This is a genomic window from Azospirillum sp. A26, from assembly GCF_042604635.1.
Taxonomy (GTDB): domain Bacteria; phylum Pseudomonadota; class Alphaproteobacteria; order Azospirillales; family Azospirillaceae; genus Azospirillum; species Azospirillum palustre.
The window spans coordinates 768,202-781,875 of record NZ_CP170472.1; the positions used below are offsets into that span (position 1 = coordinate 768,202).

At 68.2% G+C, this 13,674-nt stretch carries 17 protein-coding genes and 1 riboswitch; of the genes, 10 read left to right on the forward strand and 7 right to left on the reverse strand.

Translation table 11 applies throughout. The features are described 5' to 3' along the window. Window positions 1–2: 2 nt before the first annotated feature. The 4 genes from trpC to ABNQ39_RS04130 form a co-directional block, all read right to left on the reverse strand. Complete coding sequence (gene trpC / locus ABNQ39_RS04115; protein ID WP_376959142.1) at window positions 3–806, reverse strand: indole-3-glycerol phosphate synthase TrpC; 804 nt, start codon at window positions 804–806, stop codon at window positions 3–5. Further along, the gene (gene trpD, locus ABNQ39_RS04120; protein WP_376959143.1) at window positions 806–1,840 is read right to left on the reverse strand and encodes an anthranilate phosphoribosyltransferase; all 1,035 of its coding nucleotides are present in this window, start codon (window positions 1,838–1,840) and stop codon (window positions 806–808) included. The genes trpC and trpD overlap by 1 nt, the downstream gene beginning before the upstream one ends. Continuing rightward, window positions 1,837–2,445 (reverse strand): anthranilate synthase component II, encoded by a 609-nt coding sequence (locus tag ABNQ39_RS04125; protein WP_376959144.1) that lies wholly within the window; start codon window positions 2,443–2,445, stop codon window positions 1,837–1,839. The genes trpD and ABNQ39_RS04125 overlap by 4 nt, the downstream gene beginning before the upstream one ends. A gap of 146 nt (window positions 2,446–2,591) precedes the next feature. After that, entirely contained in the window at window positions 2,592–3,047 is a 456-nt protein-coding gene (locus ABNQ39_RS04130; protein ID WP_376959145.1) for an STY0301 family protein, read from the reverse strand. Window positions 3,048–3,172: 125 nt separating this feature from the next. Between ABNQ39_RS04130 and ABNQ39_RS04135 the strand changes: the two genes are divergently transcribed. From ABNQ39_RS04135 to ABNQ39_RS04145, 3 genes are all read left to right on the forward strand, one after another. Beyond that, the gene (locus ABNQ39_RS04135; protein ID WP_376959146.1) at window positions 3,173–4,321 is read left to right on the forward strand and encodes a divergent polysaccharide deacetylase family protein; all 1,149 of its coding nucleotides are present in this window, start codon (window positions 3,173–3,175) and stop codon (window positions 4,319–4,321) included. A gap of 25 nt (window positions 4,322–4,346) precedes the next feature. Further along, window positions 4,347–4,565: a heavy-metal-associated domain-containing protein gene (locus ABNQ39_RS04140; RefSeq protein WP_342210687.1), complete on the forward strand. Its 219-nt coding sequence runs from the start codon at window positions 4,347–4,349 to the stop codon at window positions 4,563–4,565. 91 nt (window positions 4,566–4,656) lie between these two features. Further along, a complete protein-coding gene (locus tag ABNQ39_RS04145; RefSeq protein ID WP_376959147.1) occupies window positions 4,657–4,887 on the forward strand; it encodes an FmdB family zinc ribbon protein in 231 nt (76 codons plus the stop codon). Between the two features lie 12 nt (window positions 4,888–4,899). Here the strand turns inward: ABNQ39_RS04145 and ABNQ39_RS04150 are convergent, their stop codons facing one another. Beyond that, complete coding sequence (locus tag ABNQ39_RS04150) at window positions 4,900–5,676, reverse strand: alpha/beta hydrolase (protein ID WP_376959148.1); 777 nt, start codon at window positions 5,674–5,676, stop codon at window positions 4,900–4,902. 229 nt (window positions 5,677–5,905) lie between these two features. Here ABNQ39_RS04150 and ABNQ39_RS04155 point away from each other — a divergent pair, with 229 nt between their 5' ends. From ABNQ39_RS04155 to ABNQ39_RS04170, 4 genes are read left to right on the forward strand one after another with little or no spacing between them, the layout of a single operon-like run. Beyond that, entirely contained in the window at window positions 5,906–6,367 is a 462-nt protein-coding gene (locus ABNQ39_RS04155; protein WP_376959149.1) for a cupin domain-containing protein, read from the forward strand. Further along, window positions 6,364–6,888 (forward strand): bifunctional adenosylcobinamide kinase/adenosylcobinamide-phosphate guanylyltransferase, encoded by a 525-nt coding sequence (gene cobU / locus ABNQ39_RS04160; protein WP_376959150.1) that lies wholly within the window; start codon window positions 6,364–6,366, stop codon window positions 6,886–6,888. Before ABNQ39_RS04155 ends, cobU begins: the two co-directional genes overlap by 4 nt. Continuing rightward, window positions 6,885–7,499: a cob(I)yrinic acid a,c-diamide adenosyltransferase gene (gene cobO, locus ABNQ39_RS04165; RefSeq protein ID WP_376959151.1), complete on the forward strand. Its 615-nt coding sequence runs from the start codon at window positions 6,885–6,887 to the stop codon at window positions 7,497–7,499. Before cobU ends, cobO begins: the two co-directional genes overlap by 4 nt. Window positions 7,500–7,503: 4 nt before the next feature. Next, the gene (locus ABNQ39_RS04170; RefSeq protein ID WP_376959152.1) at window positions 7,504–8,967 is read left to right on the forward strand and encodes a cobyric acid synthase; all 1,464 of its coding nucleotides are present in this window, start codon (window positions 7,504–7,506) and stop codon (window positions 8,965–8,967) included. Window positions 8,968–8,986: 19 nt separating this feature from the next. Here the strand turns inward: ABNQ39_RS04170 and ispH are convergent, their stop codons facing one another. Next, window positions 8,987–9,964, reverse strand: coding sequence for a 4-hydroxy-3-methylbut-2-enyl diphosphate reductase (ispH, locus tag ABNQ39_RS04175; protein WP_376959153.1), 978 nt, complete (start codon window positions 9,962–9,964; stop codon window positions 8,987–8,989). A 220-nt stretch (window positions 9,965–10,184) separates the two neighbouring features. On the opposite strand from ispH, the gene ABNQ39_RS04180 reads away from it, so the two are divergent. Further along, window positions 10,185–10,721 (forward strand): hypothetical protein, encoded by a 537-nt coding sequence (locus ABNQ39_RS04180; RefSeq protein ID WP_376959154.1) that lies wholly within the window; start codon window positions 10,185–10,187, stop codon window positions 10,719–10,721. A gap of 79 nt (window positions 10,722–10,800) precedes the next feature. On the opposite strand, the gene ABNQ39_RS04185 is transcribed toward ABNQ39_RS04180, so the two are convergent. Beyond that, a complete protein-coding gene (locus ABNQ39_RS04185; protein WP_376959155.1) occupies window positions 10,801–11,634 on the reverse strand; it encodes a C1q-like domain-containing protein in 834 nt (277 codons plus the stop codon). Window positions 11,635–11,849: 215 nt separating this feature from the next. Then, window positions 11,850–11,965, forward strand: a riboswitch (glycine riboswitch). Window positions 11,966–12,134: 169 nt separating this feature from the next. On the opposite strand from ABNQ39_RS04185, the gene gcvT reads away from it, so the two are divergent. Further along, the gene (gcvT, locus tag ABNQ39_RS04190; RefSeq protein ID WP_376959156.1) at window positions 12,135–13,247 is read left to right on the forward strand and encodes a glycine cleavage system aminomethyltransferase GcvT; all 1,113 of its coding nucleotides are present in this window, start codon (window positions 12,135–12,137) and stop codon (window positions 13,245–13,247) included. Window positions 13,248–13,299: 52 nt separating this feature from the next. Then, on the forward strand, window positions 13,300–13,674 hold the full coding sequence (gcvH, locus tag ABNQ39_RS04195) for a glycine cleavage system protein GcvH (protein WP_174469833.1): 375 nt from the start codon (window positions 13,300–13,302) through the stop codon (window positions 13,672–13,674).

The window sequence follows — 13,674 nt, forward strand, 5'->3', positions numbered from 1 at the left end:
CGTCACACCGGAGCCAGCAGGGCGCGGGTGGCGGCGGTGACGTCGGTCTGCCGCATCAGCGATTCGCCAACCAGGAAGCAGCGCGCCCCGACCTTCGCCATCCGGGCCAGATCGGCGGGATTGTAGAGTCCGCTTTCCGCCACCAGCATACGGTCGGCCGGCACATTGGCGGCCAGCTCTTCCGTCGTCGCAATATCGACCGCCAAGGTCTTGAGATTGCGGTTATTGACGCCCAGCAGCGGGGTCCTCAGCAGCAGCGCGCGGTCCAGTTCGGCGCGGTCATGCACCTCGACCAGCACGTCCAGCCCCTGGGCGATGGCGGCGTCCTCGATCTCCGCCGCCTGGGCGTCGGACAGCGACGCCATGATGATCAGGATGCAGTCGGCGCCCAGCGCGCGGGCTTCAACGATCTGATAAGGATCGACCATGAAGTCCTTGCGCAGGACCGGCAAATCGACGGCGGCGCGGGCGGCGACCAGATACTCGTCCTTGCCCTGGAAATAAGGCTCGTCGGTCAGCACCGACAGGCAGGTCGCACCGCCCTCGCGATAGGCACGGGCCAGGGCCGGCGGGTCGAAATCGGGACGGATCAGACCCTTGGACGGGCTCGCCTTCTTGATCTCGGCGATCAGGCCGTAGCGCCCGGCCTCGACCGCGGCGCTCAGCGCCCGGATGAAGCCGCGCGGCGGGTCGGTCTCGTTGGCGGCCCTGGCGGCGGCCTCCACCTCCGACAAGGGACGGGCGGCCTTGCGGGAGGCCACCAGGGCGCGCTTGTCGTCGTTGATGCGGGTCAGAACGTCGCTCATCAGGCCGTTGCCTCGTTGGTGATGGCGACCAGCCGGCGCAGGCGGTCGCGGGCGCCGCCGCTGTCGATGGCGTCGGCGGCCATGGCGACACCGTCCTTCAGCGTCGCGGCCTTGCCGGACACCAGCAGGGCGGCGGCGGCGTTCAGGAGCACGATGTCGCGGTAGGGGCTGCGCACCCCGTCGAACAGGGCGTGAATCGCCTCGGCGTTGACCTGGGCGTCGCCGCCCTTCAACTCCTCGATCCGGGCGCGGGGCAAGCCGGCATCCTCCGGCGTCACCTCGAACACCGTCACCTCGCCGTCCTTCAACTGGGCGACGGTGGTGGGGCCGGTGGTGGTGATCTCGTCCAGCCCGTCGGAGCCGTGGACGACCCAAGCGGCCTCGGAGCCCAGCCGTTTCAACACCTGGGCCAGCGGCTCCACCCACTGCTTGGAGAAAACGCCCAGAACTTGCCGCTTGGCGGTCGCCGGGTTGGCGAGGGGGCCCAGCAGGTTGAAGACGGTGCGGGTTCCAAGCTCGACACGGGTCGGGCCGACGTTGCGCATGGCGAGGTGGTGGCGCGGCGCCATCAGGAAGGCGATGCCGGCGTCCCACAGCGCCTTGCGGACCAGGGCGAAGTCGCAGTCGAGGTTGACGCCCAGCGAGCCGAGCACATCGGCGGCGCCGGACTTCGACGAGATGGCGCGGTTGCCGTGCTTGGCGACCGGCACGCCGCAGGACGACACCACCAGCGCCGCGGCGGTGGAGATGTTGTAGGTGCCGGCGCCGTCGCCGCCGGTGCCGCAGGTGTCGATGGTGCCGGGAGGCGCCTCGACCGGGATCGCCTTGGCGCGCATGACGCGGGCGGCGCCGGTGATCTCGTCCACCGTCTCGCCGCGGACGCGCAGCGCCATCAGGAAGCCGCCCATCTGCGACGGGGTGGCGTTGCCGGACATGATGATGTCGAAGGCGAAGCCGGCCTCGGCCTCGGTCAGGGCGCCGCCGGTGGCGACCTTGCCCAGGATGGCCTTCATGTCGGACAGATCGCCGCTCATGCCGCGGTCTCCAGGGGCGCGCTTTCCGGGCGGGGACGGGTCAGATCCAGGAAGTTTTGCAGGATCTTGTGGCCGTGCTCGCTCTCGATGCTCTCGGGGTGGAACTGCACGCCGTGGATAGGCAGCTCGCGGTGGGCAAGCGCCATGATCAGGCCGTCGGCGGTCTCGCCGGTCACCTCCAGGCAGGCGGGCAGCGTGTCGCGCTCGACGATCAGCGAATGGTAGCGGGTGGCGCGGAACGGGCTGGGCAGGCCGGCGAGCACACCGCGGCCCTCGTGCCGGATGTTGTCGACCTTGCCGTGCATGGGGACCGGCGCGCGGATCACCCGGCCGCCGAAGGCCTGCCCGATGGACTGGTGGCCGAGGCAGACGCCCATCAGCGGCAGGCGGGCCTTGGCGGCGGCGTCGATCAGGGGCAGGCAGATGCCGGCGCGGTCGGGATCGCAGGGGCCGGGGGACAGGACGATGCCGTCGGGGCGGAGCGCCATCGCCTCCTCCACCGTCAGGGCGTCGTTGCGGCGGACCTGCACGTCGGCGCCAAGCTCGCCCAGGTAATGGACGAGGTTGTAGGTAAAGCTGTCGTAATTATCGATGAGCAGCAGCATGCGCCTTCCGCCTTCCACCTGTGCCCGGCCACCTTCGTCCGGGTCGTCCGGGCCGTTCCGGCCCTGTTCCAACGATGGACACCCTAGCGGCTGAAAGGGCGGATTTCCAGCCTCCGCGCAGAACTTCGCCCTGGGGCCTCGCGTCCTCACCGGCAGTCGAGCTGCGGCGGTGTCTTCGGCTCGTCCAGGACGTCGCCGCGGATGTCGGTTTCCAGCGTCAGCGTGCAGCGGCGGGTCTGTCGCGGCAGGTCGGCGGCGAGCGTCGCCTCGGTGCCGCGATACCGGCAGAGCACGAAGAGCTTGCCGCGCTGCGCGGCGTCGAACTCCCAGAGCTGGACCAGACGGCGCGCGTGCCTGGTCTCGCTGTCGGGCGCAAGGGTGGTGCGCGAGGCGCTGGTCATCTGCTGGGCGCGGTCGCCTTCGATCAGGGTGATGCCGATGAAGCTGTGGCTGTCGCGGCCCGGATAGGGCGCCCAGCCGCCCGGTGCTTCCGGCTGGGCGGTCACGCTGACGGTCGGCGGGCATTGCGGGCCGCCGGCGGCCAGTGCCTGAGGGGCGACGGCGGCCAGCAGCAGCGGGACGGTGAGGAGAAACGGGCGCATCTTGCGGTCTCCGGGGACTGGTCGGGCCGTTGGAATGACGGTTCCGTTGCGGCGGCCGTCTTGTGTCGTTTGAGCAATTGCGGTCGCTGCGGCAGGGTGCCACTGTGCGCCGCCCCGGTCGCAGGATGGACATCGTCACCATGGCCCGCAAGGCGCCTTCGAAAGCCCGCAAGGTTCCGCTTCCCCCCTTTCTGTCGAATCCCTTCGTCCTGGCTCTGGCGGCGGTCGCTGCGGTGTTCGCGGTGGCGATCGGCGTGGCGACGCTGACCGGCGGCCGGTCCGGCGGCGAGCGTGCCCAGCAGGCCGCCGTTCAACAGGCTCCGGCCCAGCAGGCCCCGCCCCAGTCGGCTGCCGTGCCGCCGTCGCCGCCCTCGCTGCCGGCGGTGAAGGTGGAGGCTCCGGCCCCCGCCCAGCACGCGGCGGTCGGCCCGGAGCATGCGGTGCCGGAAAAGCCGGCCCAGGCGGAACCGCGCCCGCCTGCCACCACCGTGGCGATGCTGCCGCCGCCGGTCCCCCCGGCCCAGCCGCCGGTGCAGGCGCCCTCGGGCAATGCGGCATTGTGGCGCAGGAATGCGCTGCCGGCCGAGGTTCCGCAGGGCAAACCGATCATCGCCATCGTCATCGACGACATGGGGCTGGACCGCAAGCGCTCGTCCCGGATGGCCGGGCTGCACGGTCCGCTGACGCTGTCCTGGCTACCCTATGCTCGCGATCTGTCGGCCCAGTCGAAGGCGGCCCGCGCCAACGGGCATGAGCTGATGCTGCACATGCCGATGGAACCCAGCGTGAAGGCCGATCCCGGTCCGAACGCGCTGCTGGTCTCGCTGGACAAAAGCGAGATCGTGAAGCGGTTCCGCGCGGCGCTGGACAGCTTCGACGGCTATGTCGGGGTGAACAACCATATGGGCAGCCGCTTCACCACCGACCGCGCGGCGCTGGCGCCGGTGCTGACGGAACTGCACCGGCGCGGGCTGCTGTGGCTCGACAGCCGGACCACGCCCAACAGCGCCGGAATCGGGCTGGCGCAGGAGTTGAAGATGCCCTGGGTCGGCCGCGACGTGTTCCTCGACAATGTGGAAACGGTGGCTGCGGTGAAGGCCCAGCTGACCAAGACCGAACAGGTGGCGAAGCGCCAGGGCTACGCCGTCGCCATCGGCCACCCGCACGATGCGACAATCGAGGCTCTGGCATCCTGGTTGCCGGATGTGCAAAAGCGTGGCTTCGTTCTTGTCCCGGTCAGCGCGGTGGTGCGGACGCACCATGCCGGCGGCTGACCCGATCCAAAGGAAGCCCGTGGCGATGCCAGTAACGATGACCGATGCGTACAAGGTGGATGGGATGACCTGCAGCGGCTGTGCCCGCTCCGTTTCGAACGCGATCACCAAGGCGGCCCCCAACGCCGCGGTGACCGTCGATCTCGCAACCGGCACCGTCGTGGTCGCCGGCGGCATCCCGGCCGAACTGGTGCAGCAGGCAGTCGAGGCGGCCGGATTCGATTTCGCCGGAGCGGCGGCCTGACCGCTCCGCTGCTGCGGCGCAACAAAACCGTTTTCTTGTTGTGGGTATTGCGGCATGCTCGGACCGGTGCGATCCGTTCCGCGAGGGTGCGATGCCGCTCTATTCCTACCGTTGCCAGTCCTGCAGCCAGGGGTTCGAGACCCTGGTCCGTTCCGGTGAAACGCCTGCCTGCCCGTCCTGCGGCGGTGCCGACCTGACCCGCCAGCTGTCGAACGTGGCGCCGGAGGGCAAGTCCGGCGCCATCCTCCAGTCCGCCCGCCGGCAGGCCTCCAGGGAGGGGCATTTCAGCAACTATTCGCGGTCGGAACGGCCGAAGGGATAGGGGCGGGCAGGGTCAGACGGCGGAGGCGGACGGGGCGGTTGCGGCCGTCACGGTCGTGGCGATCCAGGTCTCCAGACGCTCGGCCGCCGCCTGCCAATCCTGTTCCAGCATCATCGCATGCCCCATGCCCGGCATGAACACCGGCTGGGTGCCCAGCGCCATCGCGGTGGCGACGATTTCGGCGCGTGGGAACAGCAGATCCTCCTCGGCACCCATCACCAGAACCGGCATGTCGCGCGGCGGCAGGACGGGGAAGGGGATCCAGCCGCCGATGTCGAGCAGGACGCGGCGCGACTCTTCCTGCAGGTAACTCTCGTACTTGGCCGCTTCGGCGTGCGGCATCTTGTCGGAGAACATGGCGCGGCGGATGGCGTCGGGGTTGATCGCGGTCTCGCCGAAGGCCATCAGCATCGACATCTGCTGGAACACGTAGGGCGAGCGCCAGGCCAGCCCCATGGTGGAGGTCAGCAGGCCGTAGGGCGGCGCCGACGCCATCAGCACGCCGGCCGGAAAACGGCGCTTCGCCAGCGCGCGCTGCACCACCATGCCGCCCATCGAATGGCCGATCAGCACCGGGGGAGCGGACAGGCGGCCCGCCGCCTCCAGCACGTCGTCGACATAATCGGCGATGCCGAAATCATGCAGCCGGTCGCGCCCTTCGCTGTTGCCGTGGCCGCGGAGCGAGACGGCGTGCGCTTCCCATCCCCGCTCGGCGAACCAGGGCAGGAACTTGGCATCCCAGATCCAGGCGCCGCTGAAGGCGCCATGGACGAACAGGAGCGGCGGCATCTTGGCAGTTCCGGAGGGGCGGCGGCTGATGATTTCCAAGCGGGACATCGGATCGCAGGTTGTTGTTTTGCACCGCAATAATCATGGTGGGCGAAGCGGCGCCTGTCCAGCCACGGTCCCGGCAACCCTGCTTTGTAAGGGCCTGCTCTGGAAGGGGACTTGAGCCGTTTGACGCCGCCGGTGCGGTTTGCGACAGTCCGGACCCGCAACACAGAACCGGAGAGCGCCCGTGCTGAATCCACCGGTCCTCGATCCCGCGACGCTGACCGCCGAAACCGGCGCCACCGACTATCCGCAGCCCTTCCGGTCGCAGGTCGCCGGACGGCACCGGGTGGTGCTGGGCGACCCGCTGGGCTTGAGCAATTTCGGCGTCAACCTGACCCGGCTTGCGCCCGGTGCCTCCTCGGCCCTGCGCCACTGGCACAGCCGGCAGGACGAGTTCGTCTATGTAGTGGACGGCGAACTGACTCTGGTGACCGACGTGGGCGAGACGCTGCTGACCGCCGGCATGTGCGCAGGCTTTCCGCAGGGCGTCGCCGACGGCCATCGGCTGATCAATCGCAGCGACCGGCCCGCCAGCTATCTGGAGGTCGGCGACCGCAGCGGCGGCGATGAGATCGATTATTCCGACGAGGACATGGTCTGGCGCGACGGTGCCTACCACCACCGTGACGGCACGGTTTGGGAATGACTGCCGACATCACGCTGGTGCTGGGCGGCGCCCGCTCGGGCAAGAGCCGCTATGCCGAGGGGCTGGTGACTGCGCTGGGCGGGCCGCGCGTTTACATCGCCACCTCGCAGGTGTGGGACGCCGAGATGGCCGAGCGGGTGGCGAAGCACCGCGACGACCGCGGCCCGGACTGGACGACGGTGGAGGAGCCGCGCGACCTGACCGGGGTGCTGCGCCGGCATGCCGCCGAGGGCACCGGCGTCCTGGTCGATTGCCTGACGCTGTGGCTGACCAACCTGATGATGGCCGAGGCCGACATCGCGGCGGAAACCGCGGCGCTGGTGGAGCTATTGCCGACGCTGTCCGGCCGGGTGGTGCTCGTTTCCAACGAGGTCGGGCTCGGCATCGTGCCAGACAATGCGCTGGCCCGCCGCTTCCGCGACCATGCCGGCCGCCTGCACCAATCCATCGCGGCCGTGGCGCCGCGCGTCGTGCTGACCGTCGCCGGTCTGCCGATTTTCGTGAAGGGAACCTCCGTATGACCGTCGATACCGATGAGCTGAACCTCCGCCACGCCGAGAAGATGAAGCGGCGCAAGGCGTTGCAGGAGCGGGCGCTTGCCTCCAAGACGGTGGAGAAAGGGCTGCTGATGGTCCACACCGGCAAGGGCAAGGGCAAGTCTACCGCCGCCTTCGGCCTGATGATGCGTGCCGTCGGCCATGGCATGCGGGTCGGGATGGTGCAGTTCGTCAAGGGCGCCTGGTCCACCGGCGAGACGGTGGCGCTGGAGCGCTTCGAGGATCTGGTCGATTTTCACACGATGGGCGAGGGCTTCACCTGGGACACCCAGGACCGCGCCCGCGACATCGCCGCCGCCGAAGCCGCCTGGGCCAAGGCGAAGGAGCTGATGGCCGATCCGCGTTATCGCCTGATCGTGCTGGACGAGTTGAACATCGTGCTGCGCATGGATTATCTGCCGTTGGACGAGGTGCTGGCGACGCTGGCCGCTCGCCGGCCGGACCTGCATGTCTGCATCACCGGCCGCAACGCCAAGCCGGAACTGATCGCCGCCGCCGACCTCGTCACTGAGATGACGCTGGTCAAGCACCCGTTCGAGGCCGGGGTGAAGGCCCAGGCCGGCATCGAGTTCTAAGATCATGAGATCCCGGGCGATCATGTTGCAGGGCACCGGCTCCGACGTCGGCAAGTCGCTGCTGGTGGCCGGGCTGTGCCGGGCGCTGGTGCGGCGCGGGCTGAGCGTCCGGCCGTTCAAGCCGCAGAACATGTCCAACAACGCCGCGGTGACGGCGGACGGCGGCGAGATCGGCCGCGCCCAGGCGCTCCAGGCGCGGGCCTGCGGCGTGGCGCCCAGCGTCCACATGAACCCGGTGCTGCTGAAGCCGCAGTCGGATGTCGGCAGTCAGGTGGTGGTGCGCGGCGTGGTGGTCGGCACCGCGCGCGCCGCCGACTATCAGCTGCGCAAGCGCGAACTGCTGGGCACCGTTCTCGACAGTTTCGAGTGGCTGCGGGGCGAGGCCGACATCGTGGTGGTGGAGGGTGCCGGCAGCCCGGCGGAGGTCAATCTGCGGGCCGGCGACATCGCCAACATGGGCTTTGCCACTGCCGCCGACGTGCCGGTGATGCTGGTCGGTGACATTGACCGTGGCGGCGTGATCGCCAGTCTGGTCGGCACCCATGCACTTCTACCGAAATCTGAACAGGAGCGGATCAAGGGCTTTCTGATCAACAAGTTCCGCGGCGATGTTCGCCTGTTCGATGAAGGGCTGCGGATCATCGAGAGCCACACCGGCTGGCGCGGATTCGGCGTGGTGCCCTGGTTGCGCGAGGCGGCGATCCTGCCGGCTGAGGATGCGGTGGCGCTCGACCGGCCGCGGGAGGCCGGCGACGGAGCGCTGCGCATCGCCGTGCCGATGCTGTCGCGCATCGCCAACTTCGACGATTTCGATCCGCTGGCGCAGGAGCCGGGCGTCGCCCTGACCATGGTGCGTCCGGGACAGCCGTTGCCGGGCGACTGCGATCTGGTGATCCTGCCCGGCACCAAGGCGACCATCGCCGACCTCGCCTTCCTGCGGGCGCAGGGCTGGGACATCGACCTCATGGCCCATTGGCGGCGCGGCGGAAGGGTGCTGGGCATCTGCGGCGGCTACCAGATGCTGGGCCGGCGCATCGCCGATCCCGACGGCATCGAAGGCCCGCCCGGCGAGGCGGCCGGGCTGGGGCTGCTGGATGTCGAGACGGTGCTGAAGGGGCCCAAGGTGCTGGAGGAGGCGCGCGGGACGGAGCGGCGCACCGGTGCCGCCGTGGCGGGCTACGAGATGCATATGGGCCGCACGGAGGGGGCCGACCGGGCGCGGCCGATGCTGGAGCTTGCCGGCGGCGGAACCGATGGGGCGGAGTCGGCGGACGGACGGGTGGCCGGATGCTATCTGCATGGCCTGTTCACCGCCGACGGCTTCCGCTCGGCCTATCTGCGCCGGCTGGGAGGCACCGGGTCGGATCTCGGCTATGGCGTGGCGGTCGAGCGGGCGCTGGATGCGGTTGCGGACCGGCTGGAAAGCGTCGTCGACGTGGAGAGCTTGTTGGCGGTGGCGCAGGGATGAGGGAGGGGGCAATGCCCCCTCAGACCGCCGCCTGCTCCACCGATAACGCGCGCGGCAGCTTGAAGACGATGTTCTCGGTCGCGGTGCGCAGCTCCTCGACCGTCACGTCGAAGCGGCTGCGGGCGGCCTCGATAACCTCCTCCACCAGCACTTCCGGGGCGGACGCGCCGGCGGTGATGCCGAGGCGGGCGACGCCGGCGAGCGCGCTCCAGTCGATGTCGGCGGCGCGCTGGACCAGCTGGGCGGCCGGGCAGCCATGGGTCTTCGCCACCTCCACCAGACGCTTCGAGTTGGAGGAGTTCGACGCCCCCAGCACCAGCAGCGCCTCCACCTTCGGCGCGATGGCCTTCACCGCCGCCTGACGGTTGGTGGTGGCGTAACAGATGTCCTCCTTCTTCGGCCCGGCGATGGCGGGGAAACGGGCCTGGAGTGCGGCCAGGATCTCGGTCGTCTCATCGACCGACAGGGTGGTCTGGGTGGCGTAGGCGAGGTTTTCCGGGTCGCTCACCTCCAGCGTCGCGACGTCGGCCACCGTCTCCACCAGCACCACGGCGCCCGCGGGCAGCTGTCCCATGGTGCCGATGACCTCGGGATGGCCGGCATGGCCGATCAGGACGATCTGCTTGCCGTCCTCGTGATGGCGTTCGGCCTCGCGGTGGACCTTGCTGACCAGCGGGCAGGTGGCGTCGAGATAGAACAGCCCGCGCGCTTCGGCCGCCTGCGGCACCGATTTCGGCACGCCATGGGCGGAGAAGACCACCGGGCGGCCGTCCGGCACCTCGGTCAGCTCATCGACGAAGACGGCGCCCTTGGCCTCCAGGCTTTCGACCACGAAGCGGTTGTGGACGATCTCATGCCGCACATAGACCGGCGCTCCGAAGCGCTCCAGCGCCGTCTCGACGATCTGGATCGCCCGGTCCACCCCGGCGCAGAAACCGCGCGGTGCCGCCAGAAGGATGGTCAGGGGCTGGCGGATTGGGGAATTGGTCGTGGTCATATGCGCTGTACCGCCCTTGCGTGGAGAAGGTCGCCCTTAGGTGGTCCTGTGCTGAACGGTCACAAGGGATAGAACCGCCGCGCGGTCTTGTGCCGGTCAAGCTGGGACACTAAAGTCGCGATCCAACAGCCCGTTAACCGATCAGGCCGAACCGATGGACCGCCGCGACCGTAATATAGGAACCCCCGCCCGGAAAAGCCCGCTGGCGTCCCTCTTTGGGATGGGCCGCCCTGCGTTGCTGGCGGCCGGGGCCGTTCTGGTGCTTTCCGGCTGCTCCGGCATGGGGCTGGGGCCGACCAGCCCGTCGGAAGCGGCGCTGGCCTGCCCGAAGGTCAACATCGTCCGCGACCTGCAGGAAGTGACGGTGTTCCGCCCCGGCGGCAAGGATCTGACCGATCTGGAGTCGCGCGCCGCCCTGACCGATTTCACCGGCAGCTGCGATTACACCAGCAGCGGCGTCACCGTGAATGTGAACGTCTATCTGGTGGCGGAACGCGGCCCGGCGCTCCAGGGCACCACGGCCAAGTACCAGTATTTCGTCGCCGTGGCCCAGCCGGACGACACGCTGGTGTCGAAGGCCTATTTCGACACCGACGTGACCTTCGTCCCCGGCCAGCCGCGCGCCGGCACCCGCGAGGAGCTGACGCCGAAGATCCCGCTGCCCAAGGACGCCAATGCCAAGGACTGGAAGATCTATCTGGGGTTCCAGCTGACGCCGGAGCAGCTGAACTTCAACCGGACGCAGGTGAAGAAGTAAGAGCGGTCATTCCGATTGTATAGTATGCGAGGGAGCCGCATTTCGCGGCTCCCTTTTTGTGCCTTGCCGGTCGACGTGGTTAAATGCTGAGAAGGCTGGCCGTGAAGAACGAAAAATGGCTCGTGCCGATGATATTCACCGCCGCGCTGTTGTTTGAGAAACCGTAGAATTCGATGTAATCGTCGATACCATTCATTGCGGTGACCGTGCTGGTATTGGCAAAGGCACTTCCCGTCACGGACGTGTCATTGAAATAGGTCGCAAGAGGGTTGCCGTTCTTACGAATGACGCAGCCGATGGATTTCCCGGAACTGCACTCGATTCCCAGCTGGCAGAAGATCGAATACACGCCGGGAATGGAAGGCTTGAACTGCTGGGTGGACGGGTCGAAGCCCTGATGGGAGTTGATCACGACGTTGCTGAAGTTAACCTTGGTGTAGACATTCGGTGCAGCACTCTGATTGACGCCGTTGAGCGTAGCGACGGCGATGATCGGGTTGGTCGGACGGGAATCGACATCCGCCAGTGCCCGCTCGTCCACCACAGCGTCATTGGTGACGGCATCGGTCGTCGGCAGCAGCATCACGCGGGCCACCGGCAGCTTGCCGACCGGAATCGCCGGCGGGGTCAGGCTGTTGGCGGTGCCGGTGACGATGGCCGCGGCGCCGGTGCTGCGGTCCACCACCACGCGGTCGATGCGGAAGCCGCTGGCCGGCGGTGCGAAGGGGCCGACCGACTGGGCGTTCACCTCGGTCAGGATGGTGCCGTTCAGCAGATTGCCGGGATCGAGCGCAAGGGTCAGGTTCGGCACGAGTTGCGCATGGGGGGCGAAGTTGCCGACGATACGCTGGGACACCGCCCAGTTGGCGGCGGATTGGGACAGGTCGGACGGGTTGAAAGCCTGAACGGTCATTGCGCGCTCTCCACTCTGTCGATTGGAATGAGTCCCGCGATGGACAACGGCTGGCCAGCTCGGCACGACGCGGTAAATGGGTATGTATACCTACTCGTATCATATAAAAGGAAAATTTCCAAAAGCGGGGCATTTCAACGACTTGGCTTGTTCATTGGCCAGAGCGCCGATTGACAAACCTGTCTGATCGCGACAGTGTGCCGCCATCACGCCGATGATCCCTCGCGGGAGAGATCGCTTGTGAGCTTGTCGTAAATCGGCAGGTCCGCAGGCGGCGCCGAAGGAGCAACCGCCCCCGGAAACTCTCAGGCAAAAGGACCGCAAGGGGATAAGGCAACTCTGGAAAGCAGCCTCGGCGCCCAGTCGCCGCGACTCACCGAAGGAGTAAACCGGGTGCCCGGCTCGACCGGACGGCGGTGAATCTCTCAGGTCCAAGACAGAGGGGGCAGCGATCCGCACCGATCCCGGTGCGGGTGCCGTAACCCTGTCGGAGGACCAGCGTGACCGAGGCCGCAACCGCTCTCAAGACCACCCCGCTGCACGCGCTCCATGTCGAGCTTGGCGCCCGCATGGTCCCCTTCGCCGGCTATGACATGCCGGTGCAGTATCCCCTGGGCATCCTCAAGGAACACCAGCACACCCGCGAGAAGGCCGGGCTGTTCGACGTGTCCCACATGGGGCAGGTCCGCCTGACCGGCGCCGATCCGGCCGCAGCATTGGAAACGCTGGTTCCCGGCGATATCAAGGGGCTGGCGCAGGGCCGCATGCGCTACACGCTGTTCCTGAACGAACAGGGCGGCATCCTCGACGACCTGATGGTGACCAATGCCGGCGATCACCTGTTCCTGGTGGTGAACGCCGCCTGCAAGGAGCAGGACGTCGCCCATCTGCGCGAGAAGCTGGCCGGGAAGGCCGAGGTGGAACTGCTGGACGATCTGGCGCTGATGGCTCTCCAGGGGCCGATGGCGGCCGGGGTAATGGCCCGCTTCGTTCCCGAAGCCGCCACGATGAAGTTCATGAGCTACCTGTCCGCCACCTTCAAGGGCGTGCCGGTGATCCTGACCCGCTCCGGCTACACCGGCGAGGACGGCTACGAGATCTCCTGCGACAAGGCGGATGCGGAGATGATCGCCCGCGCCCTGCTTGGCGAATCGGAGGTCGAGGCGATCGGGCTGGGCGCTCGCGACTCGCTGCGCCTGGAGGCCGGGCTCTGCCTGTACGGCCACGACATCGACACCACCACGACGCCGGTCGACGGTGCGCTGGAATGGACCCTGCCGAAGCGCCGCCGCGCCGAGGGCGGTTTCCCCGGCTACGACATCATCCACCGGCAGCTGACCGAGGGCGCGTCGCGCCGCCGCGTCGGCATCCAGCCGGAAGGCCGCCAGCCGGCCCGCGAGCACACCGAAATCCAGGATGCCAACGGCACCGTCATCGGCGAGATCACCAGCGGCGGCTTCGGCCCGACCGCCGGCGCGCCGGTTGCCATGGGCTATGTCGACATCGCGAATTCCGCAGTCGGCACGCCGCTGACGCTGGTGGTGCGCGGCAAGCCGCTGCCCGCCCGTGTCGCCGCCACTCCCTTCGTGCCGCAACGCTATTACCGGGGCTGATGCCCCGGCTTCCCCAATCACAAGCAACCGTTTTGAACAGGGAAACCTTCAGATGACCAAGAAATTCACCAAGGACCACGAGTGGGTTCAGGTCGATGGCGATGTCGCCACCGTCGGCGTCACCGACTTCGCCCAGAGCCAACTGGGCGACGTGGTGTTCGTCGAGCTGCCCGACGCCGGCCGCGTGCTGGAGAAGGGCAAGGAAGCCGCCGTCGTCGAATCGGTGAAGGCCGCCAGCGACGTCTACGCCCCGGTGTCCGGCACCGTGGTGGAGGCCAACCAGTCCCTGGTGGACGACCCGTCGATGGTCAACAGCGCCGCCGAGACCGATGGCTGGTTCTTCAAGCTTCAGCTCAAGGACGCCTCCGAACTCGATGGCCTGATGGACGAAGCGGCCTACAAGGCCTTCGTGGAGGAATCCCACTAA